This window comes from Arthrobacter sp. TJ-263 (assembly GCF_058269155.1).
Window position 1 is genome coordinate 238,521 of record NZ_JBZCNE010000003.1, and the last position, 13,710, is coordinate 252,230.

Consider the following 13,710-nt stretch of genomic DNA (forward strand, 5'->3'; position numbering starts at 1 on the left):
TCAATGAGGAGATCCCATGCTTACAGTTCGAACGGGCCGGAAAACGCTCGTTACCGTCGGTGCCTTTCTTGCTGTCGGAGCCCTTGCTACCGGGTGTACACCGGAAGCGGAGAACTCCAACGCCCAGCCGACCAACGCTTCCGTCGAGGGCAATCAGGCCGAGGGGGACACCGTCGTCATCGGCTTCTCCGGGCCGGCAGCCGACCACGGCTGGCTCGGTGCCATCAACTCCGCCGCCACTGCGGAGGCGGAGAAGTACGGCGATATCGACCTCCGTGTCGCGGAGGGCACCAATGACGCGAACCTCCAGATCAGCCAGGTCGAGCAGTTCATCAACGACCGGGTCGACGCCATCGTCCTGCTGCCCACCGACGGCGCGGCCCTGACACCCGTCGCCATCCAGGCCATGGAGGCCGGCATCCCGGTCATCAATGTGGACCGCGAATTCTCCAGCCCCGCCGCGGCGCGCGCCACCGTCTTGGGTGACAACTACGGGATGGGCGTCAGCGCCGGCAACTACATCTGCGAGGAACTCGCCGGTGACGAGAGCGCGGTCGTGGCCGAGATCGCCGGCATCGATTCCCTGCCGCTGACCCAGGACCGGAGCCGTGGCTTCGCCGATGCGCTGGAGACGTGCGGACTCGACGTCGATAATCGGGTCGCTGCCGACTTCACCGTTCAGGGCGGCGAGGCAGCGACGTCCCAGCTCCTGTCGGCCGCCCCCGAGATCGACGCCGTGTGGAACCACGACGACGACCAGGGCGTCGGCGTCCTGGCCGCCATCGACAATGCGGGACGCGACGAGTTCTTCATGGTCGGCGGGGCCGGCTCGGCCAATGCGATGCGTGAGATCGAGTCCGGTGAAAGCGTCCTCAAGGCGACGGTCATCTACCCGTCGACCCAGGCGGCCGACGGCATCCGGCTCGCTCGCCTCATCGTCCAGGACAAGGCCATGAGCGACCTCGTCGAGGTGGAGGTTCCCACGCGCATCGTCCTGAATGCGCCGGTCGTGACCGCAGACAACGTCGATCAGTACCTGCCGTCGGCTTTCGAGTCCTAGCAGGGACGGAGGTGGGTGCCCGTCGTGGACGCGGCACCCACGGATCCGCCAGTCTTCCCCCACTGCCGCCGGAACAAGAGGAAACATGCCCAACGACGTACCACCCCTGAAGATCGCCATGGTCGGCCATGGCTTCATGGGCGCCGCCCACTCCCAAGGATGGCGGGTTGCACCGCGGTTCTTCGATCTGCCCGCACGACCGGAGATGGCCCTGCTCGTGGGGCGCAACTCGACCGGGGTCGAGGCCGCAGCCCGGAAGTGGGGCTGGCAGGACACCGCGACCGACTGGCGGGCCGCAGTTGACCGCGACGACATCGACGTCGTCGACATCGTCACGCCCGGGGGTTCGCACGCCGAGATCGCCATCGCTGCGCTGGAAGCGGGCAAGCACGTCCTGTGCGAGAAGCCGCTGGCCAATACCCTCGACGAGGCCGTCGCGATGGCCGAGGCGGCGGGACGCGCCGGCAAGGACGTCTTCGCAATGGTCGGCTTCACCTACCGCCGTGTCCCTGCGGCCGCCTTCGCCCGTGACCTCGTCCTGTCCGGGGCCATCGGCGAGGTGCGCCAGGTCCGGGCAACCTACCTGCAGGACTGGCTCGTCGATTCCGACGCACCCTTGACCTGGCGCCTGCAGAAGGACCTCGCCGGATCCGGTGCGCTCGGCGACCTCGGCGCCCACGCGGTCGATCTCGCCCAGTTCATCACCGGCCAGAGAGTGACCGGCGTGAGTGGATTGCTGAACACCTTCGTCCACGAGCGTCCCCTGCTCGGAGAAGCGGCCGGGCTGGCGGGTACCGCCACCCAGGAGAGGGGCCTCGTGACGGTGGACGATGTCTCCCTGTTCACCAGCCGTTTCGACGGCGGGGCCATCGGGTCCTTCGAGGCGACCCGCATGTCCACCGGTCGCAAGAACGCGCTCCGCGTCGAGGTGTCGGGTTCGGCGGGGGCGGTCTCCTTCGATCTCGAGAAGATGAACTCCCTCGGCTTCTACGATGCGACGGCCCCGGACACCCGCCGGGGCTTCACCGACATCATGGTGACCGAACCCGCCCACCCCTACCTGTCCGCGTGGTGGCCGCCCGGCCATTCCCTCGGCTACGAACACGGCTTCGTGCATCAGGCGAAGGACTTCGTCGAAGCCGTCATGGAAGAACGCCAGCCCGAGCCCTCCTTCGCCGACGGCCTGCAGGTCCAGAAGGTACTCGACGGCGTCGAGCGCAGCGCCGCCGCGGACAGCATCTGGACCAAGACGATCTAGCCCCGCCGCCCGGTCGCGCGCCCGTTCGCAGGGCGCGCCGCCGGGCCCGGGAACTGCAGACCGGCCACCCCACCCGAGGAGACCGCATGACCCGCAACTACACCCTGTTCACCGGCCAGTGGGCCGACCTCCCCTTCGAGAAGGTCGCCGAGCTCGCCGGCCAGTGGGGCTACGACGGCCTCGAGATCGCCGTCTCCGGCGACCACCTCGACGCGTGGCGATGGGACGACGACGCCTACATCCAGGACCGGCTCGACATCCTCGAGCGCAACGGCCTCAAGGTGTGGACCATCTCGAACCACCTCAAGGGCCAGGCCGTCTGCGACAACCCGATCGACTTCCGCCACCAGGCGATCGTCGGCCCGAGGGTCTGGGGCGACGGCGACCCCGAGGGCGTGCGCCGGCGTGCGGCGGAGGAGATGAAGCTGACCGCGCGCCTCGCGAAGAAGCTCGGCGTGGACACCGTCGTCGGCTTCACCGGTTCCTCCATCTGGCAGTACGTGGCCATGTTCCCACCGGTGCCCGCCGACGTGATCGACGCCGGGTACCAGGACTTCGCGGACCGCTGGAACCCCATCCTGGACGTCTTCGACGAGTGCGGGGTCCGCTTCGCGCACGAGGTCCACCCCTCGGAGATCGCCTATGACCACTGGTCCACGCAGCGCACCCTCGAGGCCATCGGCCACCGCCCGGCCTTCGGCCTCAACTGGGACCCGAGCCACTTCATGTGGCAGCAGATCGACCCGGTGGCCTTCATCTCGGACTTCAAGGACCGCATCTACCACGTGGACTGCAAGGACACGAAGATGCGCATGGGCGGGGGCCGGAACGGCATCCTGTCCTCCCACCTGCCCTGGGGAGACCCGCGGCGCGGCTGGGACTTCGTCTCCACGGGTCGCGGCGACGTGCCCTGGGAGGACAGCTTCCGGGCGCTGACGGCCATCGGCTACACCGGTCCCATCTCCGTGGAGTGGGAGGACGCCGGCATGGACCGGCTGCAGGGGGCGCCCGAGGCCCTCGCCTTCCTCAAGCGCTTCGACTTCGCGCCGTCGGAGACGTCCTTCGACGCGGCGTTCAGCCAGTAGGAGTCCCACGGCGCCCCTCCTCACCGGGTCCCACGCGGCGCCGGCCGGCCCGCCCGGACACCGGGCGCGCCGCCCCGCGGTGTGATTCCGCTCATTTCGTAACCTCGTAGAAATGCAGGCGGAGTAGCCTTGGAGCCATGCATGAACTCCAGGCACGGATCATCGAGGAAATGGGCGTCAAGCCCGTCATCGACCCGGCGGCGGAAGTCCGCAGCAGGGTCGGCTTCCTGAAGGACTACGCCAGGTCCACGGGCACACGCGGATTCGTCCTCGGCATCAGCGGCGGGTTGGACTCCACGCTGGCCGGCAAGCTCGCCCAGCTCGCCGTCGACGAACTGCGATCCGAGGGGGCCGATACCGATTTCATCGCCATGCGCCTGCCCTACAACGTCCAGCAGGACGAGGAGGACGCCCAGGCGGCCCTCGCCTTCATCCAGCCGCGCACCTCGAGGGTGTTCAACGTGGCTCCCGCCGTGGACGGCATCCAGCAGGAGTACGCGGAGTCCACGGGCGAGCGTATCGCGGACTTCACCAAGGGCAACACCAAGGCCCGTGCCCGCATGATGGCGCAGTACGCCGTGGCCGGGCAGCACAACCTGCTCGTGATCGGCACGGACCACGGCGCCGAATCGGTCACGGGATTCTTCACCAAGTTCGGGGACGGCGGAGCCGACGTGCTGCCGCTCTTCGGGCTCAACAAGCGCCAGAACCGCGCCCTCCTGAAGGAGCTCGGAGCACCGGCCGCGCTCTACGACAAGATCCCGACGGCGGATCTGCTGGACGAGGTGCCAGGCCGCGCCGACGAGCACGAGCTCGGCCTCACGTACGAGCAGATCGACGACTACCTCGAGGGCCGCGAGGTCGACGCCGATGCCGCGAAGGCGATCGAGCACCGGTACTGGACCACACGGCACAAGCGCGCGGTGCCGGTCAGCATGTTCGACTCGTGGTGGCGGGAGTAAACAGCTCCGTTGGTAACGTAGGGGGCGTGAAGATCGCCACCTGGAACGTCAATTCCCTCCGTGCCCGCGCCGACCGCGTCGAAGCCTGGCTGAACAGGTCCGACGTCGATGTCCTGGCCATCCAGGAGACGAAGTGTAAGGACGACAATTTCCCCTGGGAACTGTTCGAGAACAGCGGCTTCGAGGTGGCGCACTTCGGCCTCAGCCAGTGGAACGGCGTCGCCATCGCCTCACGCGTGGGGCTCGACGACGTCGAGCGGACCTTCCCCGGCCAGCCCCCCTTCGGCAAGCCGGGCGCGGACGAGGTGCAGGAGGCGCGGGCCATCGCGGCGACGTGCGGCGGGGTGCGGGTCTGGAGCCTGTACGTCCCGAACGGGCGGGCGCTCGACGACCCGCACATGCCGTACAAGATCAACTGGCTGGACACCCTCCGCGGTCACGCCCGGCAGTGGATCACCGACGACCCGGAGGCGCAGATCGCCCTGATGGGCGACTGGAACATCGCACCGCAGGACGACGACGTCTGGGACATCGACCTGTTCGTCGACGGCGGCTACACGCATGTCAGCCCGGCCGAGCGTGCGGCGTTCCAGGCCTTCCTCGACGCCGGCTTCGCGGATCTCGCGCGCCCCTTCACCCCCGGCCCCGGCCTGTACACCTACTGGGACTACAAACAGCTCCGCTTCCCGAAGAAGGAGGGCATGCGCATCGACTTCGTCCTCGGCTCCCCCGCCCTGGCCGCCCGCGCGACCGACGCCTTCGTGGACCGGGAGGAGCGCAAGGGCAAGGGCGCCTCGGACCATGCCCCCGTCGTCGTGGAACTCAGCGGGCCGTGAGTCGGATGGGCGGCGTCATCCGACCGTTCCCGTACGTCTCCTACCTCCGCGTCTACGAGCCCCTCGACGCCTTCTCCGACGCCCAGCAGCTGGCGATCCTCGAACAGCGTGCCCGCGAACGGGAACTGACCGAGGAGATGGAGCACGAGCAGTCGCTGCGCCGCATCCTGCGCACCGTCTCGGACCCCTTCCCGCACCACGAATCCGACCTCGTGCGGGTCACCCACTTCCCCAGCCTGAACGGCACGACGACGCCCTACTACTGCCCCAACCAGCTCGCCGTCCGCACCACGCTCGCGGCCGAGTCCCTGGACCAGAGCCTGCGCGGACCCCTGATCGACGTCCTCGTGCCGGAGATCGCCCGTGAGGCGCACCAGGCCCGGCTGGACCCGGACACCTTCGCCGACTCGGTCGCGAAGCTCTACACGCGGTCGGCGACCTGGGGGGTGCCCTTCGCCTGGTTCGCCCTGATCCACGAGGACGATCTCACGGAGGTCGTCGAAGACGACGGGCGGGTCAGCACCGTCCGGATCACGGCACGCATCGGTGACTGCATCGACCGCGGGCGCCGCTCGATCGCCCAGTTGGCCGTCGGCGCCCCGGAGATGGACCTGCTGGACGAACTCACGGAGATCGTCGAGTGGCTGGAGATCTTCCGGCGGGACGCCGTCGTCGAGGTGGACTACGGGCCCGTCGCGGACCGCGTCTTCCCGGACGACTCACCGATGGATGTGCGCCTCGGGATCGAGAGCCTGGCCGAGGCCGACATGATGGGTGCGGCCGCCTCCTACCGGCGCCTCGCGTCCCGGTGGATCCCGATCCGCCAGCTGGCCCGCGCCTCGTGATCCGCACGGGATCGCGGCACCCGGCCCGCAGGCGGGCGACGGCGGTCCTCAGGCCCTGACCGGCCCGGTCGTCTTCCGCTCCACGAGCGTGTGGGGTCGCGACGGCGGGTAGTCCGCCGGCTCGTTGCGCAGCAGCTCCCCGAGCAGGAGGTCCGCCGCGTAGGCGCCCTGGTCTTCGGGATCCTGCCGGATGGTCGTCAGGCCCATGGGCTCGGAGAACTCGTGGTCGTCGATGCCGATCACGGACAGCTCACCCGGGACGGCGACGCCGAGCTCCGCCGCGGCCTTCAGCACGCCGAATGCCATCTCGTCCGACGAGCAGAACACCGCCGTCGGCCGGTCCGCCGGATCGGCGAGCAGTTCCAGTGCCGACCGGCGGGAGGTGGCGAAGCGGAAGTCCCCGAACGCGGACCAGTCCTCGCGCACCGTCAGCCCGTGGTCCGTCATGGTCTGCTGGAAGGCCTGCTCGCGGAGGCGCGGCACTTCGAAGTCGATGTCGAAGGACCCGCCGCCCCGCATGTGCGCGATCCGCGTATGGCCGAGACCGATCAGGTACTCCACCGCGTCCCGTACCGCGCGGGCGTCGTCGATCCCGACGTGCCGGACCCCCTCGACCGCACCGCCCACCATGATGTTCGGGTAGTCCAGCTGCTGGACGGCTGTCCGCTCCTCCTCGGTGAGGTGCATGCACATGACCAGCAGCGCGTCGATCCGCTTGCGGAGGATGGAACGATGGAACACCCGGTCGCGGTTCACGCCCGCGCCCCCGAGGCTGAACAGGATGAGGTCGTACCCGGCCGCGCGCAACTGGCGATCCACGCCCTCCAGCACGGCGGAGAAGTACCAGCGGTCGATCACCGGGACGAGCACGCCCATGGCCATGGTGCGGCCCGATGCGAGGCCGGAGGCAGCCGACGACGGGACATAGCCGAGCCTCTTCGCCTCCGCGGTGACCCGCGCCCGCGTGTCCTCGGCGACGCCCGGCAGCCCGCGCAGCGCGCGGGACACCGTGGCCGTCGATACCCCGAGGGACGCCGCGACGTCGTCGATGCTCGTCACCGGTCAGCCCTTCAGGCCACCGGCCAGCAGGCCCCGCACGAAGTACCGCTGGAGCCCGAAGAACACGGCGAGCGGGATGACCATGGAGACGAAGGCCCCCGCGGTCAACCGCTGCCACTCACCGCCGCGTGAGCCCTGGAGCTCGGCGAGCCGCTGGGTGATGGGCGCGACGTCGGCTCCGCCGCCCGAGAACACGAGGGCCACCAGCAGGTCGTTCCACAGCCACAGGAACTGGAAGATCCCGACCGAGGCCAGGGCGGGCGTGGCGAGCGGGACGACGATGCGCCAGAAGATGGTGCTGTGGCCGGCCCCGTCCACCCGCGCCGCCTCGATCACCTCTCCCGGGATCTCGGAGATGAAATTGTGCAGGAGGAAGATCACCAGGGGCAGCCCGAAGATCGTGTGCGCGACCCACAGCTGGGCGTAGGTGCCGCTGGGCAGGAGCTGGAACTCGCCGATCGTCAGGACCTTCGTGAACAGCTGCAGGAGCGGGATGAGCGCCATCTGCAGGGGCACGATCTGCAGGGCGAAGACGAAGATGAAAAGCCCGTCCTTGCCGCGGAAGCGCCCCCACGCGAACATGTAGGCCGCCATCGCGCCGAGGACCAGCGTGAAGATGGTCCCGGGGATCACGATCGCCAGGGAGTTGACGAAGTAGGACAGCAGGTTCGGCGACTGGCTGCCGCCGGGGCTGAGGACGTCCGCGTAGTTCTCCAGCGTCAGCTCGCGGTCGGTGAACACGTTCCACCAGCCGTTGCCCTTGATGTTGTCCTCGGGCCGGAAGGACGAGATGAACATGCCGAAGGTCGGGATGGTCCAGAGGACGGCGACGAAGATGGCAGCGGCCGTGGCACCCCGGGACGTCAGCCTCTGCTTGACGCGCTTCTGCAGGGTGGGGCGGCCCCGCGTGGCGTCGTCCTCGACGTCCGGCAGGAGGTCCTTGTTCTCGAGGGGGACGGTGCTCATCGGATTTCCTTCTGCTTGCGGAGAAGCCGGGCGTTGTACACGACCACCGGCATCACCATCAGGAAGAGGACCAGGGCCAGCGCTGCGCCGCGGCCCGGCTCACCTGCCCGGAAGGCCTGGGTGTACATCTCGTTGGCGACCACGGACGTCTCGTACTGTCCTGCGGTCATGGTCCGGACGATGTCGAAGACCTTCAGCGTCCCGATCGTGATGGTCGTGACGACGACGATCAGCGAGCCGCGGATGGTGGGGATGGTGACGTTGCGGAATTGCTGCCACGCACTGGCGCCGTCGAGCCGTGCGGCTTCCACGATCTCGGTCGGGATGCCCTTGATGGCGGCCGAGAGCACCACCATGGCGAAGCCGGTCTGGATCCAGATCATGACGGCGATCAGGAAGAACGTGTTCTCGGGGGCGTCGAGGAGGAACTGCTTGGGTTCCTGGCCGAACCAGACGAGGACCTGGTTCATCAGGCCGATCTGGTCCTGTTCGGGGCCCTTGTAGGCGTACATGAAGCGCCAGATGACACCGGCGCCGACGAAGGAGATCGCCATGGGCATGAACACCAGCGACTTGAGCACCTTCTCCCCGCGCGCCCGGTCGATGAAGACCGCGTAGGCCAGACCGATCGAGGACGCCAGCAGCGGGACGATGACGACCCAGATCACGGTGTTGCGCAGGGTGACCAGCGCCTCGGGTTGCGTGAACATCCAGACGAAATTGTCGAGCCCCACGAATTCGCCGTTGCGGCCGGTCAGGGAGAGGTACGAGGTCTGCAGCGCGGGGAACACGAGCCCGACGGCGAGGAGGATCAGGGCCGGCGCGAGGAAGCCCGCGATCTGGACCTTCTCCCGCCCGGTCTTGGGGGCCCGGTCCACCACCAGCATGATGAGCCCGATGATGGCGGCGAAGACGGCGAGCCCCACCACCACCTGTAAACCTTTGTCTGCAATTTCTTCCACAGCCCAGCCTCCTGGCGTGCTCTTGGAACGTGAATGGGGAGGCGGCGGAGCGGGGAGGGCCGCGAGCACGGTCCTCCCCGCTCCACCGAAGGTCCGCGGGCACCCCGGCGGGGGTGCCCGCTGCTACCGGGCTAGGACGCGGGCCAGCTGTCCTCGACGCTCTGGGTGACCTCCTCGGTCGAGGAGCCGTTGATCCAGTTGACGATGCCGCTCCAGAAGGAGTTCGCGCCGACGGCACCCGGCATCAGGTCGGATCCGTCGAAACGGAAGACTGTGTTCGGGTCCTGCAGCAACTCGATGGACTGGCGGTCCAGGTCGGACTCCGCGAGCTCGGGGTCCAGTCCCTTGTTCGCGCTGATCGCACCACCCTGGGAGACGCGGGCGTTGGCGAACTCGGCGGTCGCCAGGTACGCCTGCAGCGCCTGGACCTCGGGACGGTCCGCGTACGCACCGATCAGTTCCCCGCCGCCGGTGATCGCCGTGCCCTGGGCCGCGTCGATCGGCGGGGTCATGAAGGCCCAGACGTCGCCGTCCTCGGCGACGTTGGTGCCCTCGGGCCAGTTCACGGCCTGGAAGGACGCCTGGTGGTGCATGGCACACTGGCTGTCCAGGACGGGCTGGCCGGCCTCCGCGAACGGCGTCGAGAGGATCGACCGGACGTCGCCGAAGCCGCCGTTGACGAACTCGTCGTTCTTCAGGATGTCGCCGACGCGGTCGAAGGAGTCGACGATCCTGGGATCGTCGAACGGGATCTCGTGCGTGACCCACTGGTCGTACACCTCGGGGCCGTGCTCGCGCAGGACGGCGTCCTCCACCCAGTCGGTGCCCGGCCATCCGGTGGCTTCACCCGACTCGAAGCCGGCACACCAGGGCTTCATGTCGCCCTCGCCGGCGATCTTCTCGGTCAGCTCGGTCATCTCGTCCCAGGTGGTGGGGACGTCCCAGCCCTTCTCCTCGAACGTGGCCGGCACGTACCAGACGTAGCCCTTCACGTTGGCGAGCATCGGGGCTGCGTAGAACGTTCCGTCGACGGTGCCGTAGTTCTTCCAGTCCTCCGACCACCCCTCGTCCACGAGATCGGAGACCTCCTGGGGTGCCGGCTTGAGGAACCCGGCCTGCGCCTGGGCTGCGAGCAGTCCGGGCTGCGGGAAGATCGCGAGGTCCGGCGCCGTACCGCCCTGGGCCCGGACACCGATCTGCGTCTCGAACTCCTTGGAGCCCTCGTAGGCCACCTCGATGCCGGTGCACTCGGAGAAGTCCGCCCAGGAGTTCTCGAGCCGCTCGGCCTCGATGTCGACGATCGTCGAGTAGACGCTGACCTCGGCGCCGTCGAAGGTGCCGTAGGACTCATAGGCGGCGCAGTCCGCGTCGCCCGATCCTCCCGCGCTGTCCGAGCCTTCCGAACCACAGCCGGCGAGTGCGAGAAGGGAAACACTGAGTGCTGCAACGGGCAGCACGAATTTCCGTGAGCGAATATTCGCCATTGAAACAGACTCCTTTGTCTGGCGGTACGTCTACGTACGGGCGTGCGCCTGGACGCGCCAGGACCCGGGGAAGTTCCGCCTCACTGATTGGTATCGCAACAGTAAGCGCTTACATAATGCGTCACAAGCATCCCGGACGCCTGAGCGCTTTCGATACCGAAATGTGATCACTGCACTACTCAGGCGACGCGGTCGGCCCGCGAGAACCGGACCCGCGCCCCGGATCTGATACTGATCAGCACCGGCGTACGGTAGCCGGTGACCCGGTCCAGGGCCTCGACGAGACGCGAGACGTCAGCGGCGACCGCGTACGCGGGCACGCCCTTGCGGGGGAACACCTGGACACGCAGGCCCGGCACGCCCCGGACCCGCCAGGTGCTGACGGAGGCGGCGGCGAGATCGGGCCGTTCCAGGAGCGCGGCCTTGAGCGCCTGCTCGGCGGCGGCGGCCGTGATCGTCACCGTCCCGACGGCATCGGTGCCGCCGGGACCACCCGGATCACCGACGGCGGGGGTGCGGGGGTCCTCCGTGGACGCGAAGATGCCCGTCCGCCCCCTCCCCTGTGCCGTGATCCAGAGGACGAGCAGCACGATCAGCAGCAGCAGGACCGCCGCCAGCACCAGCAACAACCAGGTGTCCTCCTGGCCGTCGGGGGTGGTCCGCGTCCGGGCACCGTCGAGGGCCTTACCGACCCGCGGCGCCGCGGCGGCCCACCAGGAGGCGACGGCCGGCACGGTCAGGAGCGCGAGTCCCGCGGCCCCCGCCGCCAGCGCGAGGAGCCCGATGACGGCGAGCACCCACCGGTTGAGTCCCCGTGGTGTCGTGTTCACTGGCCGATCACCCCCGAGTCCGCCACGACGACGGCGATCCGTGGTTCGGGGTCGACACTCGATCGGCGGAGGTCGTCCGCGACCGCCGCCCGGACGGCCTCCGCGTCGACCGGGATCCCGGACGTCGGCCGGACCTGCACCCTGACCAGGGTGCGTCCCACCGTGACGAGGACCTGCTCCGGCCCCACCCCTGCGGCGATCCGCGCCCTCCGGGCGAGCGACGACGCCACGACCTCGGCGTCGACGACGACCGCCGCACGCCCGTTCGGGAGGGCGTAGCGGGCCTGTCTGCCCGGGAGGACGGCGAGCAGGACCAGCAGCAAACCGATGACGAGCAGCAGGACGGAACCCGCTCCGAGCAGGGAAGCGGGCACGCCGTCGGGCAGGGCACCGAGCCACGCCGCCGCGGCGTCCAGGTCGAGCAGGAACGGCTCGTCCCCCACGGCCTGCAGGACGGCCTCGAACAGCAGGACGAGGCAACCCACGATCAGCAGTGCCGCGGTCACCACGGAGGCCGCGGCGCGGGAGGAGTGCAGTTCGCGGCGCACGAGGCGCGCGGTACTGGACGGCGTCGACCGATCGGGCAGATCCGTACTCATCGGACCCTCACCCCCCTAGTGACGGTGCTGCCGATGATGCGGATGTCGACCCGGCTGAGCCGCGCCCCCGTGAGCTGCTCGACCCGCTCGAGGATCGGGGACCGCGCAGCGTCCGCCCGAGCCCACAACGGGCCGCCGAACGTCCCGACGACGTCGGGTTCCCGCACCACGCGGGCCAGCGGCGGCACGGGCAGTGGCAGCGAGAGGAGGAGCGCGAGGAGACCGTGGTCGTCGGAAAAAGCCGCACGGACCTGGTCGGGCGGAACGCCGAGCACGTCGGCGGCAACCGCCCGCGCGGTGCTGGAGAGCGCCTGCGTGGTGATGCGGTTGTGGCCGGCGAGGGACTGTCCGGGAGGACGCCCGGGGACAGCCGCCATCGGCTGGATGTGCTGCGGGAGGCGCGCCGGGACGGGCTCGGTGGTCACGACGACGAGCGGCGGCCGGACAGGGCGTCGAAGACGCCGCGCAGGTCGAGCTTGCCCTCGATGATGCGCCCCACGACGGCCCCGCAGAGCACCAGGAGGAACGTCAGGAGAAAGCCCCAGAAGCCGAAGATGAGCGCCGCGAAGGCGAGGACCGCTCCGGCGGCCATGCCGACGATGGTGGGGTTCATGGGTGCCTCACTCGATCTGTCGCTGGAGCTGGGTGGAGCCCGTCGCAGGGGCGCGCTCCGCGGTTCTCGGTTCGGCCGGAGGCGGGAGGTGGACGTCGAGGATCTCGACATTGACCTCGACGACCTCGAGGCCGACGAGCTCCGTCAGTGCCTCGTACACGGCCGCGCGGACGGCGTCGGCGAGCGCGTTCAGCGCGAACCCGTAGGAGGCGACGAGGCTGATGTCCACGGCGAGTTGGGTCTGACCGACTTCGACCTTGACGCCGTGGGAGAGGTCGTTGGCACCGACGGCGTCGCGGATGGCACCCAGGGCGCGCCCGCTGCCGGGGCCCAGCGCGTGGACGCCCGGAACGGCCCGGGCTGCGATGGCGGCGATCTTCACCGCCGCGGCGTCGCCGATCACGGTCCTTCCGTCCGCCGCATTCCGGGGAACGGGCAGCTGCCGGCCCGTGGGTTGGTCGATCATCGGATAACGCCCCTTTCGCTTGTGCCCAAGCGTAAGCCACGGCCCGTCCGGCCTGCCGCGGGCGCCGTGTCAGGACTCCGTGCAGTGCCGCCCGAGCCAGTCCTGGACCGGGACCATGGCGTGCCGGAACGCCTCCTCGTCGAACGTGCCCGATCCCTCGGGTGGTGCTTCGACGGAGAGCGCGAGTGTGGTGAAGTCGTCGTGCAGGTCTTCCGGCACCTTCTCACGGAGGTCGAGGATCTGCTGCTGCAGGGCCAGCAACTCGTCGGGGTCCGAGCCGGAGAGCAGTGTCAGGGGCGCGAGCATGGCGGTGGTCATGCCGCCGGCGACGATGACACAGTGGTCGGAGGTCTCGGGGGCCGCCGTCGGGCTCTCCGCCCCGGCCATGCTGTCCGGTGATGGCGCCGCCGTGCTGGGCTGCGGGGACGGGCTGGCCGGCATCGTCAGCATCGTCTCGGCGGGCGCCGAGTCGCCCTGCCCGCATCCGGCCAGGGCGAGCGCGAGGATGCACAACCCTGTAGCGGAAGGCAGGAGTCTCACTGGTGCCCTTTCGTCTCGGTGCGGTGCCGGGGGTCCAACGCGCGGTGACCGTGCAACTATCCCGGGAAGTTCCCCGCGGCGACCTGGTACGGCGAGGACGACAGCACGCTGCGGACCCTGCACGACGGGCGCGGCCCCGCTGCAA

The 13,710-nt window shown here is 69.3% G+C and carries 16 protein-coding genes; 6 read left to right on the forward strand and 10 right to left on the reverse strand.

Features of this window, described 5'->3' with window-relative positions:
* Positions 1–16 precede the first annotated feature (16 nt).
* From AC4D2F_RS15195 to AC4D2F_RS15220, 6 genes are all read left to right on the forward strand, one after another.
* Positions 17–1,060 carry a substrate-binding domain-containing protein gene (locus AC4D2F_RS15195; protein WP_104167187.1) on the forward strand — a complete coding sequence of 348 codons (1,044 nt, stop codon included), beginning with the start codon at positions 17–19 and terminating at the stop codon, positions 1,058–1,060.
* 85 nt (positions 1,061–1,145) lie between these two features.
* Positions 1,146–2,318 (forward strand): Gfo/Idh/MocA family protein, encoded by a 1,173-nt coding sequence (locus AC4D2F_RS15200; RefSeq protein ID WP_490911303.1) that lies wholly within the window; start codon positions 1,146–1,148, stop codon positions 2,316–2,318.
* A gap of 86 nt (positions 2,319–2,404) precedes the next feature.
* Complete coding sequence (locus AC4D2F_RS15205; protein WP_490911304.1) at positions 2,405–3,403, forward strand: sugar phosphate isomerase/epimerase family protein; 999 nt, start codon at positions 2,405–2,407, stop codon at positions 3,401–3,403.
* Positions 3,404–3,540: 137 nt separating this feature from the next.
* Positions 3,541–4,365 carry an NAD(+) synthase gene (gene nadE / locus AC4D2F_RS15210; protein WP_490911306.1) on the forward strand — a complete coding sequence of 275 codons (825 nt, stop codon included), beginning with the start codon at positions 3,541–3,543 and terminating at the stop codon, positions 4,363–4,365.
* Between the two features lie 26 nt (positions 4,366–4,391).
* Positions 4,392–5,201 (forward strand): exodeoxyribonuclease III, encoded by an 810-nt coding sequence (locus tag AC4D2F_RS15215; RefSeq protein WP_104167193.1) that lies wholly within the window; start codon positions 4,392–4,394, stop codon positions 5,199–5,201.
* 5 nt (positions 5,202–5,206) lie between these two features.
* Positions 5,207–6,046 (forward strand): DUF8083 family protein, encoded by an 840-nt coding sequence (locus AC4D2F_RS15220; RefSeq protein ID WP_104167195.1) that lies wholly within the window; start codon positions 5,207–5,209, stop codon positions 6,044–6,046.
* Positions 6,047–6,094: 48 nt separating this feature from the next.
* Here AC4D2F_RS15220 and AC4D2F_RS15225 read toward each other — a convergent pair whose 3' ends face one another.
* The 10 genes from AC4D2F_RS15225 to AC4D2F_RS15270 all read right to left on the reverse strand — a co-directional run bounded on the left by AC4D2F_RS15225 (position 6,095) and on the right by AC4D2F_RS15270 (position 13,565).
* Complete coding sequence (locus AC4D2F_RS15225; protein ID WP_490911307.1) at positions 6,095–7,105, reverse strand: LacI family DNA-binding transcriptional regulator; 1,011 nt, start codon at positions 7,103–7,105, stop codon at positions 6,095–6,097.
* Positions 7,106–7,108: 3 nt separating this feature from the next.
* Positions 7,109–8,071, reverse strand: a complete 963-nt coding sequence (locus AC4D2F_RS15230; protein ID WP_490911309.1) for a carbohydrate ABC transporter permease — start codon at positions 8,069–8,071, stop codon at positions 7,109–7,111.
* Positions 8,068–9,033 carry a carbohydrate ABC transporter permease gene (locus AC4D2F_RS15235; RefSeq protein WP_258069822.1) on the reverse strand — a complete coding sequence of 322 codons (966 nt, stop codon included), beginning with the start codon at positions 9,031–9,033 and terminating at the stop codon, positions 8,068–8,070. The genes AC4D2F_RS15230 and AC4D2F_RS15235 overlap by 4 nt, the downstream gene beginning before the upstream one ends.
* 131 nt (positions 9,034–9,164) lie before the next feature.
* Entirely contained in the window at positions 9,165–10,517 is a 1,353-nt protein-coding gene (locus AC4D2F_RS15240; RefSeq protein WP_181033600.1) for an ABC transporter substrate-binding protein, read from the reverse strand.
* A gap of 179 nt (positions 10,518–10,696) precedes the next feature.
* Positions 10,697–11,347 carry a hypothetical protein gene (locus AC4D2F_RS15245; RefSeq protein ID WP_490911310.1) on the reverse strand — a complete coding sequence of 217 codons (651 nt, stop codon included), beginning with the start codon at positions 11,345–11,347 and terminating at the stop codon, positions 10,697–10,699.
* Entirely contained in the window at positions 11,344–11,946 is a 603-nt protein-coding gene (locus AC4D2F_RS15250; RefSeq protein WP_490911311.1) for a DUF6286 domain-containing protein, read from the reverse strand. Before AC4D2F_RS15250 ends, AC4D2F_RS15245 begins: the two co-directional genes overlap by 4 nt.
* Positions 11,943–12,323, reverse strand: a complete 381-nt coding sequence (locus tag AC4D2F_RS15255) for a hypothetical protein (protein ID WP_490911615.1) — start codon at positions 12,321–12,323, stop codon at positions 11,943–11,945. The genes AC4D2F_RS15250 and AC4D2F_RS15255 overlap by 4 nt, the downstream gene beginning before the upstream one ends.
* Positions 12,324–12,367: 44 nt before the next feature.
* Positions 12,368–12,559, reverse strand: a complete 192-nt coding sequence (locus AC4D2F_RS15260; RefSeq protein WP_104167205.1) for a DUF2273 domain-containing protein — start codon at positions 12,557–12,559, stop codon at positions 12,368–12,370.
* 7 nt (positions 12,560–12,566) lie between these two features.
* Positions 12,567–13,025: an Asp23/Gls24 family envelope stress response protein gene (locus AC4D2F_RS15265; protein ID WP_104167207.1), complete on the reverse strand. Its 459-nt coding sequence runs from the start codon at positions 13,023–13,025 to the stop codon at positions 12,567–12,569.
* A gap of 69 nt (positions 13,026–13,094) precedes the next feature.
* Complete coding sequence (locus AC4D2F_RS15270) at positions 13,095–13,565, reverse strand: hypothetical protein (RefSeq protein WP_490911312.1); 471 nt, start codon at positions 13,563–13,565, stop codon at positions 13,095–13,097.
* Between the last annotated feature and the right edge of the window lie 145 nt (positions 13,566–13,710).

Excerpts from the sequence above, each read along its gene's own strand:
- AC4D2F_RS15240 (WP_181033600.1), bottom strand. The coding sequence starts at position 10,517 with ATGGCGAATATTCGCTCACGGAAATTCGTGCTGCCCGTTGCAGCACTC.
- AC4D2F_RS15200 (WP_490911303.1), top strand. The coding sequence starts at position 1,146 with ATGCCCAACGACGTACCACCCCTGAAGATCGCCATGGTCGGCCATGGC.
- AC4D2F_RS15250 (WP_490911311.1), bottom strand. The coding sequence starts at position 11,946 with ATGAGTACGGATCTGCCCGATCGGTCGACGCCGTCCAGTACCGCGCGC.
- AC4D2F_RS15195 (WP_104167187.1), top strand. The coding sequence starts at position 17 with ATGCTTACAGTTCGAACGGGCCGGAAAACGCTCGTTACCGTCGGTGCC.
- nadE (WP_490911306.1), top strand. The coding sequence starts at position 3,541 with ATGCATGAACTCCAGGCACGGATCATCGAGGAAATGGGCGTCAAGCCC.
- AC4D2F_RS15260 (WP_104167205.1), bottom strand. The coding sequence starts at position 12,559 with ATGAACCCCACCATCGTCGGCATGGCCGCCGGAGCGGTCCTCGCCTTC.
- AC4D2F_RS15220 (WP_104167195.1), top strand. The coding sequence starts at position 5,207 with ATGGGCGGCGTCATCCGACCGTTCCCGTACGTCTCCTACCTCCGCGTC.
- AC4D2F_RS15265 (WP_104167207.1), bottom strand. The coding sequence starts at position 13,025 with ATGATCGACCAACCCACGGGCCGGCAGCTGCCCGTTCCCCGGAATGCG.
- AC4D2F_RS15255 (WP_490911615.1), bottom strand. The coding sequence starts at position 12,323 with ATGGCGGCTGTCCCCGGGCGTCCTCCCGGACAGTCCCTCGCCGGCCAC.
- AC4D2F_RS15205 (WP_490911304.1), top strand. The coding sequence starts at position 2,405 with ATGACCCGCAACTACACCCTGTTCACCGGCCAGTGGGCCGACCTCCCC.
- AC4D2F_RS15230 (WP_490911309.1), bottom strand. The coding sequence starts at position 8,071 with ATGAGCACCGTCCCCCTCGAGAACAAGGACCTCCTGCCGGACGTCGAG.